The organism is Mesorhizobium sp. WSM4904 (genome assembly GCF_029674545.1).
Classification (GTDB): Bacteria; Pseudomonadota; Alphaproteobacteria; order Rhizobiales; family Rhizobiaceae; genus Mesorhizobium.
This window is the reverse complement of the sequence record NZ_CP121354.1, coordinates 594,632-613,945: the sequence shown is the minus strand read 5'-3', so window position 1 is coordinate 613,945 and position 19,314 is coordinate 594,632. Positions and strand designations below refer to the sequence as shown.

The window sequence follows — 19,314 nt, the reverse complement described above, 5'->3', positions numbered from 1 at the left end:
CGAAGCCATGAACTGGATCACCAACTACGTCCGTCCGAAGATCAATTCGATGCTCGGCCGGCGCACCGATATGCCGGAAAACCTCTGGATCAAGGATCCCGAGACCGGCGAGATGATCTTCCACAAGGACCTCGAATCCAACCAGTTCGTCATCCCGGCTTCCGGCCACCACATGAAGATTTCGGCCAAGGAACGGCTGAAATATTTCTTCGACGACGGCAAATACGAGACGCTGGAAAACCCCAAGGTCGTCCAGGACCCGCTGAAGTTCCGCGACGAGAAGCGCTACACCGATCGCCTGAAGGAGGCGAAGGCCAAGACCAGCCTGGAAGACGCTATCCTCAATGCCGCCGGCACCATCGACGGGCTTCCGGTCATCGTCACCGTGCAGGATTTCGCTTTCATGGGCGGCTCGCTCGGCATGGCCGCCGGCGAAGCCATCGTCCACGGCTTCGAAGTCGCCCTGCAGCGCAGGCGGCCGCTGATCCTGTTCGCTGCCTCGGGCGGCGCCCGCATGCAGGAAGGCATCCTCTCGCTGATGCAATTGCCGCGCACCACGGTCGGCGTCGACCGCCTGAAGGAAGCCGGTCTGCCCTACATCGTCGTGCTCACCAATCCGACGACGGGCGGCGTCACCGCGTCCTACGCCATGCTCGGCGACGTCCACATTGCCGAACCCGGCGCGTTGATCGGCTTCGCCGGCCCGCGTGTCATCGAGCAGACCATCCGCGAGAAGCTGCCCGACGGCTTCCAGCGCGCCGAATATCTGATGGAGCACGGCATGGTCGACATGGTGGTTTCGCGGCTGGAGATGCGCCAGACCATCGCCAGGCTCTTGAAGATGCTCCTCAAGGTTCCAGCGGCTGAGAAGCCGGTCGAGCCGGAGATCCTGCCGCCGGCCCTGACGCAACCGGAAGCGCGGCCGCAGGTCTGACGCGACATCGTCCGCCGCGAATCGCGATTGCGCGCCGGCCGTGCTGCGCAGTAGCCATTTGATTTGCGCATGACCCTTTTCGAAACCGATTCCCGGTTTCGGGGTCGTGCGCTAAAGCAATTCCAGGAAAAGCGTGAACGGGTTTTCCGTCCGGAATTGCGCCAACAAAAGATGGAGCGGTTCTGCATTTCCATGAAATGATGACCCGCTCTGGGATTCCACTATGACAACGCTCGCCGCCGACCGCGCAATCGAACATCTGATGACGCTCCATCCGAAAGGCTTCGACCTTTCGCTGGACCGCATCACCCGCCTGCTCGACCGCCTCGGCAACCCGCAGGAGCGGCTGCCGCCGGTCATCCATGTCGCCGGCACCAACGGCAAGGGCTCCTGTGCCGCCTTTGCCCGGGCGCTGCTCGAAGCGGCGGGGCACCTCGTCCACGTGCACACCTCGCCGCATCTGGTGAACTGGCACGAGCGCTACCGGCTGGCCGCCGAGGGCGGCGGCAAGCTTGTCGATGACAAGATCTTCGCCGAGGCCATCGCGCGCGTCGCCGAGGCCAACCAGGGCCAGAAGATCACCGTCTTCGAGATCCTGACCGCCGTCACCTTCATTTTGTTTGCCGAGCATCCGGCCGAAGCCGCGATCATCGAGGTCGGCCTCGGCGGCCGCTTCGACGCCACCAACGTCATCGCGCGGCCGGCGGTGTCCGTGATCATGCCGGTGTCGCTGGACCATGAAGCCTATCTCGGCGACCGGGTCGAGGTGATCGCCGCCGAGAAGGCCGGCATCATGAAACGCGGCTGCCCGGTGGTGATCGGCGCGCAGGAAAGCGAGACGGCGCTCGAAGTGATGATCGAGACCGCCGAGCGGCTCGATTGCCCGACCGTCGTCTACGGCCAGGATTTCCTCGCCTTCGAGGAGAACGGCCGCATGGTCTATCAGGACGAGGACGGCCTGATGGACCTGCCGCTGCCGCGCCTGTCGGGACGGCACCAGTTCGCCAATGCCGCCGCGGCGATCGCTGCGGTCAAGGCCGCCGGCTTCGAGATCGGTCACCGCGCTGCTGAAAAGGCGATGGCGCAAGTCGCATGGCCCGCCCGGATGCAGAAATTGTCGCAGGGCAAGCTGGTCGATCTGGCGCCCAAGGGCGCCGAGATCTGGCTCGACGGCGGCCACAATCCGGGTGCCGGGGTCGTCATCGCCGAAGCGCTCGCCGAGCAGGAGGAAAAGAACCCACGGCCGCTGATCCTCATCTCCGGCATGATCAACACCAAGGATCAGACCGGTTATTTCAGCGCCTTCAAGGGGCTGGCCCGGCATGTCTACACGGTGCCGGTGAGCAAGAGCGATGCCGGCGTGCCGAACGACGAGCTGGCGCTGCGCGCCACCGAAGCCGGCCTGTCGGCAGAGCCGGTCAGCTCCGTCGCCAATGCGCTGATGCTGTTGCGCGACAGCTGGGACGGTCCGGCGCCGCGCATCCTCATCGGCGGCTCGCTCTATTTCGCCGGCGCTGTATTGGACGAGAACGGCACGCCGCCGACCTGAGCGAAGGTTCGCTGAGCCGCAAGGAGCCTGTCATGATCAAGGTGAAGCAGCTCGCCCATGTCTGCATCTTCGCGCATGACCTCGAGGCGACGCGCGGCTTCTACCACGACGTGCTCGGCATGGACACGCGGTTCAATTTCCTCCGCGACGGCAAGGTCTTCGGTTTCTACCTCGATTGTGGCGGCCGCAGCCATGTCGAGGTGTTCGAGAAGAGCGAGACCAGCTACAGCGAGCGCAATCAGATCAACCACTTCTGCCTCGAGGTGGAAGACATCGATGCCGCGATCGCCCACATCCGGTCGAAAGGCGTCGAGGTGACGCCAAAGAAGCTCGCCTGCGACGACACTTTTCAGGCCTGGATCACAGATCCCAACGGCGTGAGGATCGAGCTGTTCGAATATACCGGCAAAAGCGCGCAATTTGCCGGCGGCGACCGCGTCGCCGACTGGTGACCAGGTAGTGGTCCGGCTGGAAATTCCACGAGCCCGCATCTCCAGCTAAACGGCAAGGTGCATGATGGCCGGCAGCGCCAACGACAGGCCGGACAGGAAAAGCAGGACAAAGACGCTCCTGCGCATCGTCCGTTGCGACAACGACGGCGGCCAGCGGCGCGCCGCATAGGTCGCCAGCATCACCGCCGGTACGGCAAGGACGAGCGCCATGGGCGACATGGCAGGCAGGTTGCCACTCGCCACGACCGTGCTAAGCCGGACCGCTTGCGCGGCGCCGAACGCGGTAACCAGTGTTTCGCGAATGCGCACATGGGGCAGCGGCTGGCGAAAGAGAAGATATACGAGCGGCGGACCACCGGTCGCAAACAGGCCGCTCATCAGACCCGAGATGACGCCAAAGCCGACGAAACTCGCGTTTGACGATGGTTTTGCCAAACCGGCGGGCCTGACCGCCAGCTGCAGGCTGGACAGCATGATGACCAGGCCAAGTCCGATTTTCAGCAGGTCCGCTCGTGTGTCCGCCAGCCATTCCAACAGGACGTAACCTACGAACAACGAAGGCAGGCTTGCGACCAGGATCAGTCGCAACTCGCGGCGTGCGACTTCGCGCCAGCCGCCCTGGATCAGCATTTGCGCCGCGTTGACCAGTGTAAGCATGCCGACCATCGCAGCGGCGTCCGGCAGCGGCAGCAAGCCAACGAGGGCGATCGCGCCCATCATGATCAGACCGAAGGCAAAACCTGTCAGTGTCTGGACATAGGCGGCAATCGCCGCGAAACCAGCAAAGGCGGCGAGTGAACCTAGACCCATGTCGTGGCGTTCGAGGCCGTGGTGAGTCGTCGCAAGCTGGCGGCCGAGATCACAGCACGCTTACTTCAGCTCGATTTCGATGAAGGCGTATTCGCCGTCATTGGCATTGATGACGTCGTGCTCGACGCCTTCCCTGCGGAAATAGGGCGCACCTTGCTTCATCTCGGCGAAGGTGACGCCGTCCTTGGTCACCAGCTTCACCTTGCCGTCCATCAGCGGCACCACGACATAGTCGTGGTCGTGGCGGTGCCAGCCGGTGTTGGCGCCGGGCGCGAAGCGGTATTCGGTGACGATCACCCGCTCGTTGTCGACGTGAACTGTGGCCTTGGCTGTTCCGGTCATGGCGCTCTCCTTTTTCCGAAGCAGAGGGCATGACGTGCCCGGGTGCGAGGGCCAGAGCGCCGCCAGCGATGGCGCCAAAGAAAAGCCCGGCGCGGTGGCCGGGCTCGTTCCTTCAAAATATTCGGATTGGCTCAGGCGAGGCTGCCGTTGATCCAGTGCGACAGCGCGGTCTTCGGCGCGGCACCCACCTTCATGTCGGCCACTTCGCCGCCCTTGAAGATCATCAGCGTCGGGATCGAGCGCACGCCATACTGCGCGGCCAATTCGGGATTCTCGTCGATGTTGAGCTTGGCGACCTTGATCTTCGTACCGAGTTCCTTGGCGATGTCTTCCAGCGCCGGCGCGATCATCTTGCAAGGACCGCACCATTCCGCCCAGAAATCCACCACGACCGGTTCCTTGGCGTTGAGCACATCGGCCTGGAAATTGCCCTTGTCGACCTTGACGGTGGCCATGCTGAAATCCTTTCGAAAACTCGGGTTGCACCAAATGTGGTGGTTGTAGCGGTGATGTTCAAGCAGTTCTTGTGTCACGCTCCCGTGAGTCGGGCAAGGGCATCGTCCATGGCCGTTGCAGGCAGCTCGATCAGGCGCGGCGCTTCGGTGAAGAGCAGTGCGGCCGTCACCTCGCGGCCCGGATAGAGCGGCTTAAGCAGCGCGCGGTAGAGCGCAAGCTGCAGCAGATAGGCCGGTGGCACTTCTGCCAGGCTGGCCGGCGCCGGCCGGTTGGTCTTGTAGTCGACGATCGATACCTCTTCTTGGGTAACGGCCAGCCTGTCGATCTTGCCGGAGATGGAGCGCAATCTGCCCTTCACCTCCAGGCTGCCCATGACGGCGACTTCGGCGCGCGAGGATGGCGAGAACAGCGCCCCGAAGCGGCCGTCGGACAAGATCGAGAGCACCGCGTCCAGCGCCTTGTCCCGCTCGCCCGCAGGCCATTTGGCGCCGGCGCGCGCCAGATAGCGCTCTGCCGCGTCTCGCCTTTCATCCTCGGCGATGCCGGGCAGCATCTGCAGCAATTTGTGCAGGGCCAGTCCGCGCACCACCGCAAAACCCGGCTCGGATTCGGTGTCGAGCACCGGCGAGCGCGTGTCGGGCAGAGCTTCGGTCGTCTCGTCGATCAGCGCCGAAGCGCCGGAAGGCGACAATGGCCGCGGCAAGTCCTCATAAGGCGGCAACGGGCGGAACAGGCCATCCGGCAAAGGCGCGGCGTGCTCGAAAGGTGCTGCCTCATCCGTTCCGGTGAGAGTCACCGGCGGCAGCTTGGTCATGTGGAAGCGATGCACCGCCACCTCGGCCGCCGCCGGGTGCCGGCGCTCCACGCTTTCAGGGGCTCCGAGCAGCGCCCGGCTGACGATCGAATGCCAGGTCCCGGTGCTCGGCGCCCGCTTGCCGTGATAGCCGCAGACGATCAGCCGGTCCTCGGCGCGCGTCATGCCGACATAGAGCAGCCGCCGGTATTCGTCATCGGCCAGCTCGCGCGCCCGCGCCGAGGCCGCCCGCGAAACGCCATTGGCGACGTCGCTGGCCGAGCGCCAGAGATAGCCCTTGCCCTTCCACTCGGCGCCCGAGCTTTCGAAGGCCATCAATCGCGGCAGATGTTGATCGCTGAACGGCGCCGAGCCGCCATCGACCAGGAAGACCACCGGCGCTTCCAGGCCCTTCGCGGCATGCACGGTCATGACACGCACCTCGTCGCGCGTCTGGTCCATCTCGCGCTTGATCTCGGGACCACTGTTTTCGAGCGTCGAGAGGAAAGATTCCAGCCCCGGCAGGCCGGTGCGCTCCTCGGCCAGGCAGAAGCTCAGGAATTCGTCGAGGATGTCGCCGGCTTCCGGCCCGAGCCGTGCCGTCATCTTGCGCCGCAGACCGTCGCGCGCCAGCGTGGCGGCGTAGAATTCGAAGACCGGCTTGAAGGCCACCTCGTTCGCCCAGGCATCGAGCCGGCTGACGACAGCGGCCAAGGCCTCGTCGCCCGCCGCATGCTGCCTCAACGAGGCGATCAGCGACTGGCCCTTTGGCCGCTCGCCGGCTAGCGCCAGCAAAGCCTCCTCGGAAATCTCGAAGATCGGGCTGCGCAGCACGGCGGCCAAGGACAGATCGTCTTCCGGCTGGATCAAGAAATGGCCGAGCGCGATCAGATCCTGCACGGCGATATGGCCGGGCAGGCTGAGCCGATCTGCGCCGGCGACCGGGATCTGCCGGTTCTTGAGGCTTCGCGACAGCGCATGCACGAAGCGGTCGCGCTTGCGCACCAGGACGAGGATGTCGCCGGCCGTCAGCTTCCGGCCCTTGCCCTCGATGATTTCGCCGTTGCGCAGCCAGGTCTGGATGGTCGCGGCCACATGCTCGGCCACGCGCACGGCCGGCGCGCTGGCGTGGTTGACCGGCAAGGTCCAGTCGTCCGGCTCCTCGACCATCTCGGCGCCGATCGAGGGCCACAGCTCGACATAGCCCGGCGCGTCGGTGCGGATCGCCTTGTGGCTGAGCGGATCGGGATCGTGGCTGATGCCGCGCCGCACGCCCGGCTCGGCGAAGACGCGGTCGACGGCGGCAAGCACATCGTCGCTGGAGCGGAACGACCAGGTGAGTTTCAAGTCGGCGAAGGAGGCTTCGGCGTCGCGCACGCGCCCGGCAAACAAATGCCGGCTCTCGGCAAAGGAATCGGGTGCAGCACCTTGGAAGGAGTAGATCGACTGCTTCTCGTCGCCGACGGCAAACACCGTGCGCCGCACCGCCTCGCGCTGGCCGAGCCCGGCAAAGAACTCCTCCGTCAGTTTCTTCACCACTTCCCACTGGTCGGGGCTCGTGTCCTGCGCCTCGTCGAGCAGGATGTGATCGATGCCTTGGTCGAGCTTGTACTGCACCCAGGGGCCGGCATCGGGCCGAGACAAAAGACTGACCGTGCGGGTGATCAGATCGTTGAAGTCGAGGAAGCCGCGGCTGCGCTTCAACTGCTCATAGCGTGCGATCAGCCAGCCGGCGACGGTGAGCGCCGCCGCTGTCCCTTCGAGCATGCGGAAGAGCGCCAGCCGGTCCGACACGTCGAGGATCGCCTTGGCCGCCGCGAGGTAGCGCTCGGGCAGGTCGGGCAGCCTGTCGACCAGCGCTTTCTTGAAGATCTTCGGCGGATCGTAAGGGTCGCCGTCGGAGCGCAGGAACGCCTTGGCGAGAAGCCGCAGCCGCCGGATCGGATCGGCCTCGGCAAAGGCGCTCTGCGCGTAAGGCAGCACGTTGTTCAGCACCTGCCGCGCGTCGGCGGCTTCCGCGGCGCGCGCGAACTCGGCGAATTGGCCTGGCGCGAAGCCCGGCAGCGGCCATACCGAAGCAGCGATGTCCTCGCCAGTCTGCCCCGGCCTGAAGCCGAATTCGACAAAGAGCGGCCGGAAATCCCGGTCCTTGCCGATCTTGGCGATGAAGCCGCGCAACTCGTCGCGCTTGCCGACGATCTCGGCGAGCAGCGTGTCGAGCCCGAATTCGCCGCCGCGCTCCAGCACCATAGCAAAGGCTTCCGCCAGGCCTTCGACGCCGGCGCCCGCCCCTGAGATCATGTCGCGGCGCGCATCCGCGAACAGCGAGGCCTCCATCTGCGGATCGAGCATCTCGAAATGCGCGGGGATGTTGGCCTCGAGCGGGAACTGATGCAGCACCGATTCGCAGAAGGCGTGGATGGTCTGGATCTTCAACCCGCCCGGCGTCTCAAGCGCCTCGGCGAACAATCGGCGCGCGCGGCGCATGGTGTCGCGGTCGGCGCCGCGCCCGTCGAGCGCCGCGATCCTCACCGCGAGTTCGGCATCGGGCAGCGCCGTCCATTCCGACAGGGTCGAGAACACGCGGTTCGACATGTTGGCGGCGGCGGCGCGCGTATAGGTCAGGCACAGGATCTTCGACGGATCGGTGCCGTTGAGCAGAAGCCGGATGACACGTTGCGCCAGCACATGCGTCTTGCCCGATCCGGCATTGGCCGACACCCAGGCCGAATTTTGCGGGTCGGAGGCGCGCGCCTGGCTGGCGGCGGTATCGGAGGGGATCGGATATCTCATCCTTCCGCCTCGTCCTCGCTTGCGCCGCCGGCCGACCATTCGAGCACGCGGGCGAGATGGTCGTAGTCGCCATCGGCCTCGCCCTCGCGGAACGGGAGCGCGCGCGACAGATAGCCGGTCGCAGGATCCGCGTAATGGAAGAGCAGCCGCTCCAGCCGCGCCCAGGCCTCCTCGGCGAGCTCGTTGGCGGTTTTCGGCTTGCGGTTGTATTCGAGGATCGATTCCTCGAACACCTCGCCATTCGGCTTCAGCCGTACGAACGCGAGCTGGGAGGGCTCGCAAATGCCGAGTTCCCTGAAGGCGCCGCGCCGCAGAAGCGCGCCTTCGAGCGCAAGCTGCGGCGACAGAAGTGTGTGCGCCTGTGCCTTCGAGGGCGAGGAGCCCGTCTTGTAGTCGAGGATGTCGGCCATGCCGCCGGCGAGCAGGTCGACCCTGTCGGCATAGCCGGAGAGCGTGACGCCGGTGCGGCCGACGATGGTCTTCTCGGCGCGTTCCTCGGCATGGCGCCTGGCGACGGCGTCGGCGCGGGTATGCTCCCATTCGACGATGTTTTCGGCGAGCTTTTCGAAGCGCGGCCACCACACCGCCTCGATATCGGGCGGCAGCGCTGCGTCAGCAAAACAAACTCGCCCGGCCTCGATGAGGCCTGCCAGCGCGCCCGGCGCCCTTGGATCTTCGACCCGCCGCGAGAACAGATGCAGGATGGCGTGGAATAGGGTCCCGCGTTCGGCGGCACCCGGATCGCGGATCACCGGGTCGAGCGGCATCAGGCCGAGGATCCGCCGGGCATAGACCGCATAAGGGTCGCGGCGCAGCGTCTCGATCTCGGTGACCGAGAAATGCTGTGGTCTGAGGTGCAGCGGCGGCTTCGGCTGCGGACGGGCCGCGAACTCTTGTCTTTCGCCGGCGTCGAGCGCGCGCGCCCAGGCGAGCAGCGCATCGCCGCGCCGGCTAAGTGCCGTCGCATGGTCCTTGCCGATGAAGGTGAGGATGCGCTGCAGCCAGCGCGACGGCACCGCCGGCGCGTCGCCGGACCGTGCCGAGCGCGTCAGCACCACCGTTTCAGTGCCCATCGCCATCTGGAAGTCATGCGCGGCAAGGCCGATGCGCCGCTCCGGCGGCTCGAGGTCGATGCCGGTCTTCATCAGCCGCGACATGAAGCGGTCGCTCTCCGGCTTGCGCGGCCACACGCCTTCGTTGAGCCCGCCGATGACGAGCGTGTCGACGCTCTGCAGCCGGGCCTCCAGCGCGCCCCAGATGGCGATGTTGCGGTCGGTGCCTTGCCCCGGCTTGACCGTCTCCGGCGCGATCAGCGCCTCCATCACGTCGGGCCACTCGTTTGCCGCGAAAGTGAAGGGCGATGACGCGGCGACCAGCCCGCGCAGCGCCTCGGCGAGCTTCTCGCCGGCGTCGCCGGCATAGAGCTCGGTCACGCTGCCGTCGGTCGCGCGGCCAAGACCTTCCAGGGCCACGACGCTTGCCCGCGTCAGCATCGCGATGTCCGCGTCCTTCTCGCCGCGCATCGCCACGAGCAAGGAGAGCGCATCGGTAAGGCGGCTAAGCACATCCCGTGCCTGCTCGATGCCGCGCACTTTGAGACGGGGGAACCAGAATGGTTGGCGCCTGTCGCCGCTAAGGTCCAAAAGCCGCGTCTCGAAAAGCTCGCCGAGGGAAGCGATATCCGGCCGGCCGGCGCCGCCGCGCAAGGCAACCAGCTCGATCAGTTCGGCCGCCTTGCGCACGCTCTGGCGTTCGAGGCCGAGACCAAGCAGCGGATGCTTGAGCAGCGACAGCAGGCCCACCGGATCGCCTGGCCGGAACGCGGCGCTCAGCGCGAGCCTGAGCAGGCTGGCTGCCGGCGTGTTGGCCAGCGGCGTGCCGCCGGAATCGTCGGCGACGACGCCGAAGCGCAGCAGCTCGGCCGAGACACGCCGCGCCAGGGCGCGGTCGCCGGTGACCAGCGCCGCGCGCTTGCCCGGGACGTCCACCGCACGTTTCAGCGCAATGGCGATCGCCGCCGCCTCGTCGCGCTCATTGGCCGCCTCCACCAGCGTCACGCCGGCCAGCGCCTGCTCGATGTCGTTGATCGAGAACCGCGGCCGCGTCTCGGTCCAGCGCTCCGTGGTCTCGGCCGGCCGCAGCGCCTCGCCGACAAGGGCCGCGCGCAGCGCGAGCGGCCTCGCCACCGCGCCAATCCCTTCGATGTCGCGACGCTCAACCTCGATGCTGCCGATGAGCTTGGCCAGGCCGTATTGCGGATGGCCGAGCGTGGCCGGCCGCGCGCCGGTCGCCGTTATCGCGGCGAAGGACGCGTCGTCCAGCTCGCTGTCGAGCCCGGGCAGCACGACGGCGCCATTGGGCAGGCCGGCGATCACGGCAAGCAATTCAGCGGTGGCGGGAATGGAGCCGGTCGAGCCGGCGGCGATCACCGGTCCGGCCGGCGGATTGCGCTTCAGCCGCGCCGCTTCCAGCCGGATCAGCGCGCTGCGGTGCGCGGCCGGATTGGAGCGGTTGCGTTCCTCAAGCAGCTTGGGCCAGTTGTCGGTGACGATGCCGAGGAAATCGAGCGTCACCTGCCACCAGCCGGCGAGATTGCCGGTGACCAGCGTCGCGAGCTTGGCCCAATCCGTTCCCTCGGTCTCGATCTCGTCCATCAGCCGCGCGAGGTCGCGCGCCAGCCAGATGGCGTCGGCGGCCGAGGTGGGCACGACGAATTCCTCGTTGAAGCGCGCCCTGACATGCGCCGGCAGGCTTTCCTTCCAGGCGCGCACCAAAGGTGCCAGCAACAGCAGTCGCTCCTGCGCGGCGATGGGCGGCGCAAGGTCTATTGCCGGTGCCGCCTGGGCGTCGAAGGCCGCCTCGTCCTCGTCGAACTCGCCGAGCGGGCGCACCGTCGGCAGGATGGCCGAACGACGCCCCCGTTCCAATTCGGAAAGCACCTCGACGAAGACACCGCGCAACGCGCGCGCCGCGCGCCGTGTCGGCACATAGATGGTCGCGTCGGCCAGCGCCAGCGGGTCACCGTCGAAGCGGAAGCCGGGGATGAGGCGGCCATCGAGCAACGCCTCCGCCAGCGTCGGCAGGAACGGCGCTCCGGGCGGGATGGAGAAGACGCGGCGCGAGCCGCTCATACCGCTTTCGCTAGGACGCCGGTAACCGCCGCTTCGGCCGCTGGAATGGCATCCGGCGTGCCGACGGTGATCCAGCGGCCTTGCATCGCCATCCCGAACAGGCGGCCGTCGGCGATCGCCTTGTCGAAATAGACGTTGAGCGAGTGCGAGCCCGTCGGCGCGTCCTTGAAGATGCGCGGATGAATGATTGCGGCGCCGGCATAGATCAGGCCGGCCGGATCGCCCTTCGAGCGCCGGAGCGCGCCATCCGGCGCCACCAGGAAGTCGGTGCCGACACAGTGTCCTGTCGCTGAGTCGAGATCGGTGAGCATCAGCAGAATATCCATTCTGGCGGCGTCCCATGCAAGGGCAAGGCGATCGAGGCTGGGCTCGCCGCTGTCGATCCAGAAGGTGTCGGCATTGATGATATAGAAGGGCTCGCTGCCCAAGAGCGGCAGCGCCTTGACGATGCCGCCCGCCGATTCCAGCAAGGCTTCGCGCTCGTCGGAAATGACGATCTTCGGCGCCCGGCGGCCGGCGACATGGGCGATGATCTGCTCAGGCAGATAGTGGACATTGACGATGGCCCTGGTCACGCCGGCAGCTTCCAGGCTGTCCAGCCCCCAGTCGAGCAAGGTCTTGCCGGCGATTTTCACCAGCGGCTTCGGCATCGTGTCGGTGATCGGCCGCATGCGCTTGCCGAGGCCCGCGGCAAGCACCATCGCCGTCTTCGGCTTCATGGCGAGCGTTCCTCCAGCAGGCCGTGGGCCACGTAAAACTCCTTCAGGCTGGCAAGCGCCGGATGCGCCAGCGCCCGCCTCAGATAGTCACGGATGCGCGGCAGGTGTTTTAGATAGTAAGGCTTGCCGTCGCGCTTTTCGAGCCGCACGAAAATGCCGAGGATCTTCGAATTGCGCTGCGCCGCCATGATCGCATAGGCCTCCGCGAAGCCTGCTTCGTCGAATGGACCTGCCGCGCGCCGCGCCGCGACATAGGCCGCGACCGCCCGCCGCTCGATTGCCGGTGAGACGGTGACGCGCGCGTCCATGGCTAAAGAGGCGACGTCATAGGCCGCCGGGCCGATCAGCGCGTCCTGGACATCGATGATACCGAGCCGATCGAGGCCCGAACGCTCTTCACGCCAGATGATGTTGGGCGAATGAAAGTCGCGCAGCATCAATGTGTGCTCGCTGCCTGCGAGGCGATCGAGCGCCGCATTCCATTCCTTGTGGTAGCCGGCTCGCAATTGATCGCTTGCCGGTTTGCCGGTGACCATCGGCACATACCAGTCGACCAGAAGGTCTGCCTCGATCAGCATGGCCTCGCGATCGAAGGGCGGCACGTCGTGGAACACGCCCGGCGCGGCCTCCATGCGGCTCGGCCAGGACTTGCCGTGCATCATGGCGAGCAGTTGCGCCGCCGCTTCGTAGCGTTCGGCGATCGGCTGGCCGTCGCTGCCCAAGAAACCTTCCGAGCCGAGATGTTCGAGCAGCAGGAAACCCTGGTCGAGATCCTGGGCATGGATCGCCGGCACGCTAACGCCGGCGGCAAGCAGCGCGCGGTCGATGGCGACGAAGGCGGTGACCGATTGTGCCGTGTGGGCGATCACCGCATAGGGCTTGCCGTCGCGCACCGGTGGACCGAGCACGAGGCGCGGCGAGTTCATCAGCACGCGCGGCGTCTGGCCCGGAAGCGAGACGATCTCGTAGGAACGGGCGGACGCATCGCCGACGAAATGACGACGGCTCGCCTCGCCCCATCCGGCCGAGGTCAGAAAGTCGCGCATGGCGAGCGAGCGCGCCACGCGCTCGAAGCTGGGTCCCTGCCCGGAGATCCTTGCCGACCGGCCGGCGCCCTGTTCGGCAAGCTCGACCTCGAGCGCCTTCGCCGGCAGCTGGTCTCCGGCCCGCTCCGGCCATTCGATCAGCGCCGCGCCTTGCGAAAGCGCGTCGTCGAGGCCAAGTTCGTCGAGCTCGTCCGGCGAGGAGAGGCGGTAGAGGTCGAAATGATGGACCGGTATCCGCGTCTCGTAGCTTTGCACCAGCGTGAAGGTCGGGCTCGGCACTTCGAGGCTGGCATCGTCGGCGAGCGCCCGGATCAGGGCTCGCGCCAGCGTCGACTTGCCGGCGCCGAGATCACCTTTGAGCGCGATCGCGTCGCCTGCCCGCAGCGCCATGGCAAGGTCTTCGCCAAGCCTTGCCGTCGCCGCCTCGTCGGCGAGAAAACGTTCCAATATCGTCTTTGCCAAAGCGCGTTACTCGGCCGCTTCGCGGATGCCGCCCAAGGGCGTGTCTGGGAAGGTGCAGATGACCGTCGTGCCCTTGTCAATGCCGGTCTCGATGCGCACCGTTCCGCCATGCAACTCGACGAAGCTCTTGACGATCGAGAGCCCCAACCCGGCGCCGCGCCGGCGGCCGCCATTGGCGCGCGGCTCGAAGCGGCGGAAGACCGATTCCAGCACGTCCGGCGGCATGCCGGGTCCGTCGTCGTGGACGGAGAACTCGACCCCCTCCGTCAGCCGACGGCAGGTGAGCGTGATCGTGCTCGCCTCCGGCGCGTAGTTCGCGGCATTGCTCAGGAGATTGTAGAGGATCTGGCGGACGCGGATCTCGTCGCCATGGAAGCTCTTCGGCGCCGCCGCCGCGTCGACCTCGAGCTTGATCTGGTGCTCCTCCAGCCGGTCGGCGACCAGCTCGGCGGCCGCCGCGATGGTCCTGTCGATGCTCATCTCGGAAATGTCGAGCTGCATGATGCCGGCATCGACCGTGGCGAGGTCCAGTATGTCGTTGACGATGGTGAGCAGCACCGAGGACGACGAGCCGACATGCTCGACATATTCGCGCTGCTTCGGCGTCAGCGGCCCGGTCGCGGGCAGCGACAAAAGCTCGGTGAAGCCGATGATGTTGGTCAGCGGCGAGCGCAGTTCATAGGAGACGTGCTGCACGAACTCGTTCTTCAACTGGTCGGACTTCTCCAGCGCCTCGTTTCTGTCCTTCAGCGCCCGCTCGACATTGACGGTGTCGGTGACGTCGACGAAGGTCATCATCACTTGTCCGTTGGGCAGGTGGATCACGGCATAGCTCAACACCGTGCCGTTGACGAGTTCGGTCTGGCCGTGGCGGTCGCGGCGCTCGTCGTCGAAGCCGGTGATGGCGGCGACGAAGCCGCCCCACGGGCTGTCGGAAGCGCGCTGGTCGCAAAGGTCGCGGATCGCCGAGACGTGCACGTTCGGCTTGATCGCGTCCGGCGACAATCCCCACAGCGCGACGAAGGCGGGGTTGGACAGGCGAAGCCGACCGTCCGGTCCGAACACCGCCACGCCTTCCGCCAGATTGTCCAGCGTCTCGCCCTGCACGCGCACGGCGGTCTGGTAGCGGCTTTCGAGATCGATCTTCTCGGTCAGGTTCTCGAACACCCAGGTAACGCCGCCCTTGGGCTGCGGATTGGCCAGCACGCGGATCGTCTTGCCGTCCGGCAGGTGCCACCAATGCTCCTGCGATTCGACGGCGCGATAGGCGCCGAGCAAATTCTCCTTCCAGCGCCGCCATTCCGGCTGCTCGGCGAGCTTGCCGTCGCTGCGCAGCCGGTCAAGCAGCAGCGCGTTGGACGGGGCGCTGTGCAGGAAGCCGCTGTCGAGACCCCACAGCTTCTGGAATGCCTGGTTGAAGAAGCGCAGCTTCTCGTCGGTATCGAAGATCGCCACAGCCGTGTTGAGCTGGTCGAGCGTGTCGGCATGGCTGCGCACCGTCCGCTCGTATTCGGCGCGGATCGTCTCGATGGCGCTGATGTCGCAGGCCAGTCCCGCCGAGCCGTCGACGCTGGCGAAATCGGTGACCGAAAACATCCGGCGATCGCCGTCGATCACCGTCGACAGATTCTGCTCGAAGACAGGACGCGACTTGTGCTGCTCGGCGATCTGCTCGCGCGCCTGTCCGCCGAGGAACTCCTTCGCTTCGCGCACGGCGGCGCCCGCGCTTTCCGCTTCCACCGCCTCGGCATAGGCACGGTTGACCCAAGTCAGCCGCCCGTCGGCCGAGCGCAGCCATGTCGGCATCTTCAGCGCGTCGAGCAGGCCGAGCATGGTGTCGTAGTCGGCGCTGAGCCGTTGGTTTTCGATCGTCAGCCGCGCCTGGCTGCGCAGCGTTTCCGACAGCGAGATGAAGCGGACCAGCACATGCGCGGCGCTCTTGCGGCCATGCACTTCCAGCGGCATGCCCGCCTGCGTTTCGATGACGAGGTCGAAGGCCTTCGCCTTGTCGCGGAGCCCAGCTATGGCGTTCTCGAGCGCTGCGGCCGAACGCGGCATCAGCCAGCGGCCGAAGGCGAGGAAGGCGGACCTCTCGTCCGGCGCGCCGCTTTCCAGCGGCAGGCTGCCGATCAGCTCCGGCTTTTTGCTCTCGGAGGACCACACGACGACGCGCTGGTCGCGCAAATTGAGCAGGGCCTCCGAGCGCTGCAGGGCCGCATTCACGTCGGCGATGCGCGCCCTGAGCTGGACATTTTGCGATGCCGTCCGCGCCCGCTCGCGGATCAGGAAGATGGCCGAGACAAGTGCCGCCCCCATGACACCGGCGAACATCGCCAGCTGCATCACTTCGACCGTGCTGAGCGGCGGAGCTGCCTTTTGCGCCATGACGGTATCGGCACGCGCCGCAAGGCCGAGCAATGGGCTGGCAAGCGTGGCGGCGGCAAGAAACGCGCCCAGGCGCGCGCCCGCACGCCATGGGAAACCGCCGCCCGTCGCGGCGGAGCCGGTCGTGATCGAATCCTCGTGGCCGCCGGAAACGGCCGTTCCCGCGCGTAGCGGGTTATCCCCCGGCATGTCTTGGTCCTCTTCGCCGCTTGAATGCAGGACCGCCCTGAATGCGTCCCCGGCCCTTCATGTCCCCGGACCGCGAATCACAACAATAGCGCCTGCCGGAATCGGCGTGAAGAATCATAGGCGCAAAAAGTGAAGCCGGGCGGAATGTCAACACCCGGCTTCAATATATTGTAGATATTTTCGCTTTGGTTAATAGCGGTAGTGTTCCGGCTTGTACGGACCCTGCGGCGTCACGCCGATATAGGCCGCCTGCTCGGAAGACAGCTCCGTCAGGCGCGCGCCGAGCTTGTCGAGATGCAGCCGCGCCACCTTCTCGTCGAGGTGCTTGGGCAGCACATAGACCTGGTTCTGGTACTGGCCGTGCTTGGTGAAGAGCTCGATCTGCGCCAGCACCTGGTTGGTGAACGAGGCCGACATGACGAAGCTCGGATGACCGGTGGCGTTGCCGAGGTTGAGCAGCCGGCCTTCGGACAGAAGGATCATCCGCTTGCCGTCCGGGAAGGTGATCATGTCCACCTGCGGCTTGACGTTGGTCCATTTCAGGTTGCGCAGCGACGCCACCTGGATCTCGTTGTCGAAGTGGCCGATGTTGCCGACGATCACCATGTCCTTCATCGCCCGCATGTGGTCGAGCGTGACGACGTCCTTGTTGCCGGTGGTGGTGATGACGATGTCGGCGGTGGGGGCCGCGTCTTCCAGCGTGACGACCTCATAGCCGTCCATCGCCGCCTGCAGCGCGCAGATCGGGTCGACCTCGGTCACCTTGACGCGGGCGCCAGCGCCGCGCAGCGAAGCCGACGAGCCCTTGCCGACGTCGCCATAGCCGCAGACCACGGCGACCTTGCCGGCCATCATGGTGTCGGTGCCGCGGCGGATGCCGTCGACCAGCGATTCCTTGCAGCCGTATTTGTTGTCGAACTTCGACTTGGTGACGGAGTCGTTGACATTGATCGCCGGGAAGGGCAGCAGGCCCTTCTTCTGCAACTGATAGAGCCGGTTGACGCCGGTGGTGGTCTCCTCGGTGACGCCGCGGATAGCTTCCTTCTGTTTGGTGAAGAAGCCTGGCGAAGCCTTCATGCGCTTCTTGATCTGGGCGAACAGGATCTCTTCCTCTTCGCTGCCGGGATTGGACAGCACGTCCTCGCCGGCCTCGGCGCGGGCGCCGAGCAGGATGTACATGGTGGCGTCGCCGCCGTCGTCGAGGATCATGTTGGAGGTGCCGCCGTCGGCCCACTGGAAGATCCGGTCGGTGTAGTTCCAATAATCCTCGAGCGACTCGCCCTTGATGGCGAACACTGGAACGCCGGCCTCGGCGATGGCCGCGGCGGCATGATCCTGGGTCGAGAAGATGTTGCAGGAAGCCCAGCGGATATCGGCGCCCAGCGCCTTCAGCGTCTCGATCAGCACCGCCGTCTGGATCGTCATGTGCAGTGAGCCGGTGATGCGCGCGCCCTTGAGCGGCTTCTTGTCGCCGAATTCCGCGCGGCAGGCCATCAGGCCCGGCATTTCGGTTTCGGCGATCTCGATCTCCTTGCGGCCCCAGCCGGCAAGCGAGATATCGGCGACCACATAGTCCTTGCTACCCGTCATGGCAGTGCTCCGGTGTGATTGTCTCAAAAGCGCGCCAGCGCCGGGACGGCGCATGAAGGGGCGCGGATTGCCGGCCTGACTAGCAGATCGGCCGTCAAACGACAATGGGATATAAAGAAATCTTTATTCGTGCATGTCTTTGCATCAATGCATGTCGCTCAAAAGTGCGCAGCGGTTTTGGGGCAACGACATGCACAGACAAAACAGCATGTCGCTCAAAAGTGCGCAGCGGTTTTGGGGCAACGACATGCACAGACAAAACAGCATGTCGCCCAAAAGTGCGCAGCGGTTTGGGGCAACGACATGCATGAAACTAAAATTCAGATTTCCTCGCCGAAGCGCGAGGCGACCAGCTGCTCCAGCGCATCCATGGCCGGACCGGCTTCCGGACCGGTGGCGGTGACGCGGATCGAATAACCAGGGCTTGCCGCCAGCATCATCAGGCCCATGATCGACGTGCCGCCGACCTTAACGCCGTCCTTCTCGACATGGATGGTGGCATCGAAGCCGCTGGCGACCTGGACGAATTTGGCCGAGGCGCGGGCATGCAGGCCGCGCTGGTTGACGATCGGAAACTCCCGCACCACCTCGTCCCTCTGCGGTGCCTGGGCGTTCATTTGCTGCTCAGAAGCTGGCTGGCGACGTTGATGTATTTGCGGCCTGCCGCCTGCGCCTCATCGAGCGCGGCGGCCATGTTGTCGCCCTTGCGGACCGAAGAGAGCTTGATCAGCATCGGCAGGTTCATGCCGGCGATCACTTCGGTGCGGCCCGATTCCATCACCGAGATGGCGAGGTTGGAGGGCGTGCCGCCGAACATGTCGGTGAGCACGATGACGCCGGCGCCGCTGTCGACGCGCGCCACCGCGTCGACGATGTCGGCCCGGCGCTTCTCCATGTCGTCGTCGGCGCCAATCGCCACGGTTTCGAAATTGTCCTGTGGCCCCACCACATGTTCTACGGCATGCCGGAACTCGGTGGCGAGTTGACCGTGCGTCACGAGCACGAGTCCGATCATTCTTTGGTGGCTCCCGTCATCGCCGCTTCACAGGCGTATTTTATGTTCGCCAACCATTCCAGGCGGCGGGAGCGCTATCTTGTCGACGCACGGCCGGTTGACAAGCCCAAAATTGCGACGGCCCGGGCCATTTTGACGCATTGCAGCAAAAAATCCGGACCGCATCATGAAAAAGGCTGTATCGAGAGCCGCGCCATCACGGCCGGCACGGCCGTGGCGGCATTGTGTTCGGCAAGGTCGATGCGCGGCACCGCGCAGCCGGCGACAGGCTCGCTGATCTCTTCCTGGAAACGGGCCATTTCCCCTTTCGGCACCAGCCGGATATGGAGGTCGATCACGCCGCCCGGTTCGAACGGCAGCGGACTCGGAATGAAGCCCGGCACTTCGGCGAGGCCTGCGATGGTCGCCGGCGCCCGGCAGACCAGCCGCCCGTGATGCGGGGCGGCAAGCAGCCTGTCGTCGCCGATCAGCCGCGAAAACAGGCCGCGGATTCGGCAATGGTCGATGAGCGTCAGCGCCAGCGTCGTCTTGCCGGCGCCGGACGGCCCGGTGATGAGGACGCCGCGCTCGCCGATCAGGATCGCCGTTCCGTGGATGTTTTCAGGCTTCGCCGCAGGGTCGGGCATGATCGTGTCCTGGTATCGTCCC

The 19,314-nt window shown here is 65.8% G+C and carries 15 protein-coding genes; 3 read left to right on the top strand and 12 right to left on the bottom strand.

The annotated features are described in order from the left end of the window. Positions 1-7 precede the first annotated feature (7 nt). From accD to QAZ47_RS02820, 3 genes are all read left to right on the top strand, one after another. On the top strand, positions 8-934 hold the full coding sequence (gene accD / locus QAZ47_RS02830; RefSeq protein WP_278232433.1) for an acetyl-CoA carboxylase, carboxyltransferase subunit beta: 927 nt from the start codon (positions 8-10) through the stop codon (positions 932-934). A 223-nt stretch (positions 935-1,157) separates the two neighbouring features. After that, the gene (locus QAZ47_RS02825) at positions 1,158-2,483 is read left to right on the top strand and encodes a folylpolyglutamate synthase/dihydrofolate synthase family protein (protein WP_278232432.1); all 1,326 of its coding nucleotides are present in this window, start codon (positions 1,158-1,160) and stop codon (positions 2,481-2,483) included. A gap of 32 nt (positions 2,484-2,515) precedes the next feature. Continuing rightward, the gene (locus QAZ47_RS02820; RefSeq protein WP_278205471.1) at positions 2,516-2,935 is read left to right on the top strand and encodes a VOC family protein; all 420 of its coding nucleotides are present in this window, start codon (positions 2,516-2,518) and stop codon (positions 2,933-2,935) included. A gap of 45 nt (positions 2,936-2,980) precedes the next feature. Here QAZ47_RS02820 and QAZ47_RS02815 read toward each other — a convergent pair whose 3' ends face one another. The 12 genes from QAZ47_RS02815 to QAZ47_RS02760 all read right to left on the bottom strand — a co-directional run bounded on the left by QAZ47_RS02815 (position 2,981) and on the right by QAZ47_RS02760 (position 19,292). Next, positions 2,981-3,745, bottom strand: a complete 765-nt coding sequence (locus QAZ47_RS02815; RefSeq protein WP_278232431.1) for a sulfite exporter TauE/SafE family protein — start codon at positions 3,743-3,745, stop codon at positions 2,981-2,983. 60 nt (positions 3,746-3,805) lie between these two features. After that, positions 3,806-4,087 carry a cupin domain-containing protein gene (locus tag QAZ47_RS02810; RefSeq protein WP_278232430.1) on the bottom strand — a complete coding sequence of 94 codons (282 nt, stop codon included), beginning with the start codon at positions 4,085-4,087 and terminating at the stop codon, positions 3,806-3,808. Between the two features lie 131 nt (positions 4,088-4,218). After that, on the bottom strand, positions 4,219-4,542 hold the full coding sequence (trxA, locus tag QAZ47_RS02805; RefSeq protein ID WP_278232429.1) for a thioredoxin: 324 nt from the start codon (positions 4,540-4,542) through the stop codon (positions 4,219-4,221). 74 nt (positions 4,543-4,616) lie between these two features. Continuing rightward, positions 4,617-8,129 carry a double-strand break repair helicase AddA gene (gene addA / locus QAZ47_RS02800; protein ID WP_278232428.1) on the bottom strand — a complete coding sequence of 1,171 codons (3,513 nt, stop codon included), beginning with the start codon at positions 8,127-8,129 and terminating at the stop codon, positions 4,617-4,619. Then, positions 8,126-11,260, bottom strand: a complete 3,135-nt coding sequence (gene addB, locus QAZ47_RS02795) for a double-strand break repair protein AddB (protein ID WP_278232427.1) — start codon at positions 11,258-11,260, stop codon at positions 8,126-8,128. Before addB ends, addA begins: the two co-directional genes overlap by 4 nt. Further along, entirely contained in the window at positions 11,257-11,979 is a 723-nt protein-coding gene (locus tag QAZ47_RS02790) for a nucleotidyltransferase family protein (RefSeq protein ID WP_278232426.1), read from the bottom strand. The genes addB and QAZ47_RS02790 overlap by 4 nt, the downstream gene beginning before the upstream one ends. Next, a complete protein-coding gene (tsaE, locus tag QAZ47_RS02785) occupies positions 11,976-13,487 on the bottom strand; it encodes a tRNA (adenosine(37)-N6)-threonylcarbamoyltransferase complex ATPase subunit type 1 TsaE (protein ID WP_278232425.1) in 1,512 nt (503 codons plus the stop codon). The genes QAZ47_RS02790 and tsaE overlap by 4 nt, the downstream gene beginning before the upstream one ends. Before the next feature lie 6 nt (positions 13,488-13,493). Further along, on the bottom strand, positions 13,494-16,061 hold the full coding sequence (locus QAZ47_RS02780) for a PAS domain-containing sensor histidine kinase (RefSeq protein WP_278232424.1): 2,568 nt from the start codon (positions 16,059-16,061) through the stop codon (positions 13,494-13,496). A 189-nt stretch (positions 16,062-16,250) separates the two neighbouring features. Further along, on the bottom strand, positions 16,251-17,651 hold the full coding sequence (ahcY, locus tag QAZ47_RS02775) for an adenosylhomocysteinase (RefSeq protein ID WP_278205463.1): 1,401 nt from the start codon (positions 17,649-17,651) through the stop codon (positions 16,251-16,253). Positions 17,652-17,971: 320 nt separating this feature from the next. Beyond that, entirely contained in the window at positions 17,972-18,268 is a 297-nt protein-coding gene (locus QAZ47_RS02770) for an HPr family phosphocarrier protein (protein WP_278077535.1), read from the bottom strand. Next, positions 18,265-18,666: a PTS sugar transporter subunit IIA gene (locus tag QAZ47_RS02765; RefSeq protein ID WP_126086530.1), complete on the bottom strand. Its 402-nt coding sequence runs from the start codon at positions 18,664-18,666 to the stop codon at positions 18,265-18,267. Before QAZ47_RS02765 ends, QAZ47_RS02770 begins: the two co-directional genes overlap by 4 nt. A gap of 164 nt (positions 18,667-18,830) precedes the next feature. Then, on the bottom strand, positions 18,831-19,292 hold the full coding sequence (locus QAZ47_RS02760; protein WP_278232423.1) for an HPr kinase/phosphorylase: 462 nt from the start codon (positions 19,290-19,292) through the stop codon (positions 18,831-18,833). Positions 19,293-19,314 lie beyond the last annotated feature (22 nt).

Excerpts from the sequence above, each read along its gene's own strand:
- accD (WP_278232433.1), top strand. The coding sequence starts at position 8 with ATGAACTGGATCACCAACTACGTCCGTCCGAAGATCAATTCGATGCTC.
- QAZ47_RS02825 (WP_278232432.1), top strand. The coding sequence starts at position 1,158 with ATGACAACGCTCGCCGCCGACCGCGCAATCGAACATCTGATGACGCTC.
- QAZ47_RS02820 (WP_278205471.1), top strand. The coding sequence starts at position 2,516 with ATGATCAAGGTGAAGCAGCTCGCCCATGTCTGCATCTTCGCGCATGAC.
- QAZ47_RS02815 (WP_278232431.1), bottom strand. The coding sequence starts at position 3,745 with ATGGGTCTAGGTTCACTCGCCGCCTTTGCTGGTTTCGCGGCGATTGCC.
- QAZ47_RS02810 (WP_278232430.1), bottom strand. The coding sequence starts at position 4,087 with ATGACCGGAACAGCCAAGGCCACAGTTCACGTCGACAACGAGCGGGTG.
- trxA (WP_278232429.1), bottom strand. The coding sequence starts at position 4,542 with ATGGCCACCGTCAAGGTCGACAAGGGCAATTTCCAGGCCGATGTGCTC.
- addA (WP_278232428.1), bottom strand. The coding sequence starts at position 8,129 with ATGAGATATCCGATCCCCTCCGATACCGCCGCCAGCCAGGCGCGCGCC.
- addB (WP_278232427.1), bottom strand. The coding sequence starts at position 11,260 with ATGAGCGGCTCGCGCCGCGTCTTCTCCATCCCGCCCGGAGCGCCGTTC.
- QAZ47_RS02790 (WP_278232426.1), bottom strand. The coding sequence starts at position 11,979 with ATGAAGCCGAAGACGGCGATGGTGCTTGCCGCGGGCCTCGGCAAGCGC.
- QAZ47_RS02780 (WP_278232424.1), bottom strand. The coding sequence starts at position 16,061 with ATGCCGGGGGATAACCCGCTACGCGCGGGAACGGCCGTTTCCGGCGGC.
- ahcY (WP_278205463.1), bottom strand. The coding sequence starts at position 17,651 with ATGACGGGTAGCAAGGACTATGTGGTCGCCGATATCTCGCTTGCCGGC.
- QAZ47_RS02770 (WP_278077535.1), bottom strand. The coding sequence starts at position 18,268 with ATGAACGCCCAGGCACCGCAGAGGGACGAGGTGGTGCGGGAGTTTCCG.
- QAZ47_RS02765 (WP_126086530.1), bottom strand. The coding sequence starts at position 18,666 with ATGATCGGACTCGTGCTCGTGACGCACGGTCAACTCGCCACCGAGTTC.
- QAZ47_RS02760 (WP_278232423.1), bottom strand. The coding sequence starts at position 19,292 with ATGCCCGACCCTGCGGCGAAGCCTGAAAACATCCACGGAACGGCGATC.